The sequence below is a fragment of the Rickettsia endosymbiont of Proechinophthirus fluctus genome (genome assembly GCF_001602635.1).
Taxonomy (GTDB): Bacteria; Pseudomonadota; Alphaproteobacteria; order Rickettsiales; family Rickettsiaceae; genus Rickettsia; species Rickettsia rickettsii.
In genome coordinates this window covers 296299-301013 of sequence record NZ_LECS01000004.1, presented here as the reverse complement: position 1 = coordinate 301013, position 4715 = coordinate 296299, and the positions used below count along the sequence as shown (strand labels likewise).

Genomic DNA, 4715 nt, shown 5'->3' with positions numbered 1-4715 from the left:
CTTGGCTTATTGCTTGGACTTGCCGTTATATAGTTATTTACATCATCCTTGGCATGTTATATGAAAGTTTTGTGCATCCTATAACTATACTTTTAGGACTACCTACCGCTATATTGGGAGCATTACTCACTCTACTAATATTTAATAGCGAACTTGATATGTACGGATTTGTCGGACTTATAATGTTAATCGGTATAGTGAAGAAAAACGCTATCATGATTATCGATTTTGCCTTAGAACTTGAGAGAACTGGCAATAAATCTTCGGCATAAAGCAATTTATAAAGCATGTATTAATACGATTCAGACCGATTATGATAACTACCCTAGCTGCCTTAATGAGAACTATACCTATTGTGCTTGGAGTCGGAGCAACAAGAACAGAGAGAAGATCACTAGGGCCTGCAGTAGTGGGAGGTTTACCCACACATTGCAATTACTTACTCTTTATACACCACACCGATAATTTGCCTATATTTAGAAACAGCTAAGAAATGGTTAAAGCATAGCAATTATAAAGCTGAAATTAGAAACTATCCGGAATTAAATTGGAAATCTTAATGTTGTTGTATGGCGCGAGAAACTCGTTCGGCATTATACCGTGGCTTGACCACGATATCCAGAAAATAACTAAAAATACTAATAATATTAGTATTTTTGACTAGCTCCCATGGACAAGCTACGGCGTGACAGTGGTATCAAGCGTGTTCAATATTCGGCATCGTTTTCTCTTCTCCAACAACCGTAATTTCATCACTATAATAATTAAATATGTCCGTTGTAGAAGGAGTAGACGGTACAGGCAATGTGCTTACTAACTCAGAAGACTTTTGATCTAAATAGTCTCTTACTTCTCGTTTACTAAGCAATTCCATAGCATCATTTTTATTACTTTCTTTTATTTAATATATGCTTCAGGAATATATGCCTTAATATATTCCATATCAGATGCGTTTTTTAATAAATAAGGTGATACAAACTCTAGTATGTCCTTACCGCTTCTTTTATAATGAGTAAGCAACACAAATACTGTAGTCATTTAATAAATGCTTGTGTCTTGTCTAGATTGCTTTATATATCTAAAGACTGGAGATTTCTGCTTTTAGCTAAGAATAGGCTTATTATATCGAACAAACATTACTGTCGTTATTATCATCTTCAAGGATAAATTTTTGCTTTACCTTAGAATTGTTATTATACGGCTTACTATTTTTTACCGGTGGATAATTTACAGGCTCATAATTTGTAACGGGCGGGACATAATTTTGATTTACTACAGCATTTGGACAAGTATATTTTGATATATCACGCTTAGTTTCTCTAAGCATGGCTTTTATCTGATTTAATTCCTCTTGTATCTTTTTTTCTTTATCGCTATCGTCTTTTCTAACCTTTTGATTCGCTCTACTTAAAGTCATATCATCATCGGATTCAGCGAAACCGGCTTCTGCTTTTTGCCTTACTATATCCCTTTTAATCATCTTAAGATACATTTCACGATTTCTCTTTACAGGATCGATTCTTTCTCCTCTTAAAGGACTATCACTATCATAGTCATCATCGTTATCATAATCAAGATTATCTTCTACTATATTCTTTTTAGCCAAAGTAATATATTTATTATTATATACAGGTTTTCTCTTACCACCTTTAGCACCTTTGCTATCAACCAATCTGTTATTTGCTGATCTTTGAAAATAGCTTCTAAAATTATCTGTACAAGCTGAAAGTAAAAACATTCCTAAAAATAATATTATAATTTTTTTTAACATATATTTATATTATTCCAAAACTTTTATTAGACTTCCTGTACAACTTAGCTAATAAGGAGGAATTTGTAGAAGACACGGAACGCAGCACTGCAGCGTACGCTTTGGTACGTGAGGATACGAGTACCAGATCGACGCACAAATTACCCTTAGAAGCAAGTTATGCAGAAAGTCTAATATGATTAATGCCACATAATAGCCAAACTTGCAAGAATAAAGAGCCGAACTGCTATGTGCTTAATTAAATTATTGTTATTCTGAGGTATTTTTGGTCTTGTTGTATGCCTCCACCCCATCATTGCAAGCGACTAAAAGGAGCGTGGCAATCTCAGGACTTTAGCACGAGATTGCTTTGTCAAAACTTACAGTCTTTCCTCGCAATGATGGAAAACAAAATCTAAATCACCTCTTCTATTAGGTTACTTAATAGCTTATGCCCTTCTTTTCTTCTGTTTAATAAATTTTGTGAAGCATCCTCTAATATTTTTGGATTACTTATCAAATCGAGTATTTTATCTGCTAATTTTCCTGCAGAAATATTATTCTGCTCTAAACACCATCCTGTTTTTTTATCTTCCAATAATTGTGCATTGTAATATTGATGATTATCCGCAGCACTAGGCAGTGGAATCAAGATTGCCGGCAACCCTATATAGGTCAATTCTTCTATAGTAGATGCTCCTGCTCTTGAAATTACTAAATCGGCTTCTTTATATTGCAATGCCATATTATCAAAAAATTCAGCAAATTCATAGGTAATGTTTAATTTCGAGTATATATCTTTTATTTTTACTTGATCATCTAATGCCGCTTGCTGGATTATATTTAATTCAAGACTTGGCTGTTTTTGCATCAAAATTTGGATACTTGCAGGTATAAGCTCTGAAAATAACTTGGCTCCTTGACTACCGCCAAAGATGAATATTGTAAAAAGCTTATCATTCTGTGGCTTAACCACGGAGTCCAGTGCTTTTATTAAAGACTTTTTGGACCCCGTGGTCAAGCCACGGGACGACATTTCTATAACCTTTAATTCCCTAATATTCTCTCTAACTACCCCACCGGTCACTACTATTTTACTTTTTGCAAATTCCGGTAAATTCTTTATTTTTTCATAAGAAATAGCTATCTTTTTAGCAAAGCTTGCAAAAAATTTATTAACTTTTCCAAAGTAAGAATTCTGTTCATGAATTATAATCGGTACTCTTAAAAAAATTGCCGCAAACATTGGAGCTATAACAGGATAACCGCCAAACCCTACAGTAACGGAAGGCTTCATATTATATAATAATTTAATAGATTTTAAAACTGCAATTAATAACCTAGGTAAAAACAAGAAAATATTACCTGAGCGTTTTAAATCTAGGATATGAAAAATTACTTTCATATCCTGCTTTATATATTGTTTGCATCTTAAATCAGTAATAAAATGAACTTCATAGCCACGTTTGATTAATTCTTCTCCAAGAGCAACTGCCGGAAAAAAATGTCCCCCCGTCCCTCCTGCTACCAAAATGATTTTTTTCATATTTCAATATTACAAATTTTGTACGAATTTAACGGCGTTCGGTATCTTGTAAAGCCAAGAAGCATACCGGTAGCGATAGCTATTGCAAGCGTTGAAGAACCACCGTAACTAATAAACGGTAATGTCATACCTTTAGTAGGAAGTAAATGTAAAGTCACACCCATATTAATTATTGCCTGAAGCCCTAATTGTGCAATTATACCGCTAGCAGCGAATTGTACAAATTTATCTGTTTCGTTTAATAACTTAATAAGACTTCTTAATACTATAAAAGCAAATATACCTATAACAATAAGGCAAATAATAGCTCCAAACTCCTCACCTGCTACAGCAAAAATAAAATCCGTATGCGAGTCTGGTAGTACCTGCTTGACTGCTCCCTCCCCTGGACCTCGTCCATATAACCCGCCATACTCAAACGCCTTAAGAGACTTACTAACTTGATAATTCTCGCTACTATCTGGATCTAAAAACGAATTAATTCTTTGCGTTACGTGCGGTAACCAAAAATAAGCAATAGTTACTCCTATCATTCCTAAAAAACCGGCTAAAACAATCCAAAATATCGGCATACCCGCAATAAACAGTTGAATACCGAAAACTGCTGTAATCATTACAAGCATTCCAAAATCCGGCTGAATAATTAAGAGAATAGCAACAATAGAATAAAGTATTACACAAATCGTAAAACTTGGAAAATCATCATTAAATTTTAGCGATAATATCCAGCCCGTAACAACTGCAAAAAACGGTTTGATAAATTCCGAAGGTTGAATAGATAGACCTAGAATATTAATCCATCGCACTGCGCCTTTTACTTCATAGCCAAAAAATTTAACTGCTATTAATAAAACTATACTAGCAATAAATCCAACTATTGCAAAACGCCTTAACCATTTTTTATTAAGACATGAAAATAATAATATAAGTCCTGAAGCGGTAGCTAAATAAAATATTTGTCTAGATGCAAAATAACTTTCTTCAAGACCTATTCTACTTGCTACTGCTGAACCTGAAGTAGTAACAAGCATTAGACTAAAAGCAAATAAGATAATTAAAGAAATTATTATTTGCCTATCGGTACTCCGCCACCATAATTTTATAAAGTTATTAGATATTTCGTTATTCATATTATAGTTATTTAATTATGGCTATATTTATAATGTTATTGCATGGATCGGAAAACACCCTCGATGTCACTCCGTGGCTTGACCACGGTATCCAGAAAAACAATAAAAAATACTAATATTATTTAGTATTTTTAACTAGACCCCGTGGTCAAGCCACGGAGTGACAGGATACTACACAATTTTATAAACAACTCGCCACGCTCTTCAAAATTTTTAAACTGATCATATGAGCTACAACTAGGTGCTAACAAGATATTTTTTACCTCCGCGTTATCACCTACTGCATCCT

Annotated in this window: 7 protein-coding genes and 2 pseudogenes; 3 read left to right on the top strand and 6 right to left on the bottom strand. The window is 33.8% G+C overall.

What is annotated here, in order from left to right; genetic code table 11:
- The 3 genes and pseudogenes from BG75_RS09745 to BG75_RS10805 form a co-directional block, all read left to right on the top strand.
- Nucleotides 1-272 (top strand): efflux RND transporter permease subunit (locus BG75_RS09745; protein ID WP_252903622.1); only part of this gene is annotated, 272 nt, incomplete at its 5' end.
- Nucleotides 273-313: 41 nt separating this feature from the next.
- Nucleotides 314-490 (top strand): AcrB/AcrD/AcrF family protein, encoded by a 177-nt coding sequence (locus tag BG75_RS07315; RefSeq protein WP_252903621.1) that lies wholly within the window; start codon nt 314-316, stop codon nt 488-490.
- Between the two features lie 69 nt (nt 491-559).
- Nucleotides 560-661, top strand: a pseudogene (locus BG75_RS10805) (permease); the annotation flags it as partial.
- A 36-nt stretch (nt 662-697) separates the two neighbouring features.
- Here BG75_RS10805 and BG75_RS08695 read toward each other — a convergent pair.
- From BG75_RS08695 to murD, 6 genes and pseudogenes are all read right to left on the bottom strand, one after another.
- A complete protein-coding gene (locus tag BG75_RS08695) occupies nt 698-874 on the bottom strand; it encodes a hypothetical protein (protein ID WP_196242474.1) in 177 nt (58 codons plus the stop codon).
- A gap of 23 nt (nt 875-897) precedes the next feature.
- A complete protein-coding gene (locus BG75_RS08690; protein WP_196242473.1) occupies nt 898-1038 on the bottom strand; it encodes a hypothetical protein in 141 nt (46 codons plus the stop codon).
- A gap of 82 nt (nt 1039-1120) precedes the next feature.
- Nucleotides 1121-1771: a hypothetical protein gene (locus BG75_RS03395; protein WP_062811449.1), complete on the bottom strand. Its 651-nt coding sequence runs from the start codon at nt 1769-1771 to the stop codon at nt 1121-1123.
- Between the two features lie 394 nt (nt 1772-2165).
- On the bottom strand, nt 2166-3296 hold the full coding sequence (gene murG, locus BG75_RS03390; protein ID WP_062811448.1) for an undecaprenyldiphospho-muramoylpentapeptide beta-N-acetylglucosaminyltransferase: 1131 nt from the start codon (nt 3294-3296) through the stop codon (nt 2166-2168).
- The gene (gene ftsW, locus BG75_RS03385) at nt 3293-4426 is read right to left on the bottom strand and encodes a putative lipid II flippase FtsW (RefSeq protein ID WP_062811447.1); all 1134 of its coding nucleotides are present in this window, start codon (nt 4424-4426) and stop codon (nt 3293-3295) included. The genes murG and ftsW overlap by 4 nt, the downstream gene beginning before the upstream one ends.
- Nucleotides 4427-4557: 131 nt before the next feature.
- A pseudogene (murD, locus tag BG75_RS09740) lies at nt 4558-4715 on the bottom strand (UDP-N-acetylmuramoyl-L-alanine--D-glutamate ligase); the annotation flags it as partial.

Coding starts and splice junctions, on each gene's coding strand:
- BG75_RS07315 (WP_252903621.1), top strand. CDS start 314: ATGATAACTACCCTAGCTGCCTTAATGAGAACTATACCTATTGTGCTT.
- BG75_RS08690 (WP_196242473.1), bottom strand. CDS start 1,038: ATGACTACAGTATTTGTGTTGCTTACTCATTATAAAAGAAGCGGTAAG.
- BG75_RS03395 (WP_062811449.1), bottom strand. CDS start 1,771: ATGTTAAAAAAAATTATAATATTATTTTTAGGAATGTTTTTACTTTCA.
- BG75_RS08695 (WP_196242474.1), bottom strand. CDS start 874: ATGGAATTGCTTAGTAAACGAGAAGTAAGAGACTATTTAGATCAAAAG.
- murG (WP_062811448.1), bottom strand. CDS start 3,296: ATGAAAAAAATCATTTTGGTAGCAGGAGGGACGGGGGGACATTTTTTT.
- ftsW (WP_062811447.1), bottom strand. CDS start 4,426: ATGAATAACGAAATATCTAATAACTTTATAAAATTATGGTGGCGGAGT.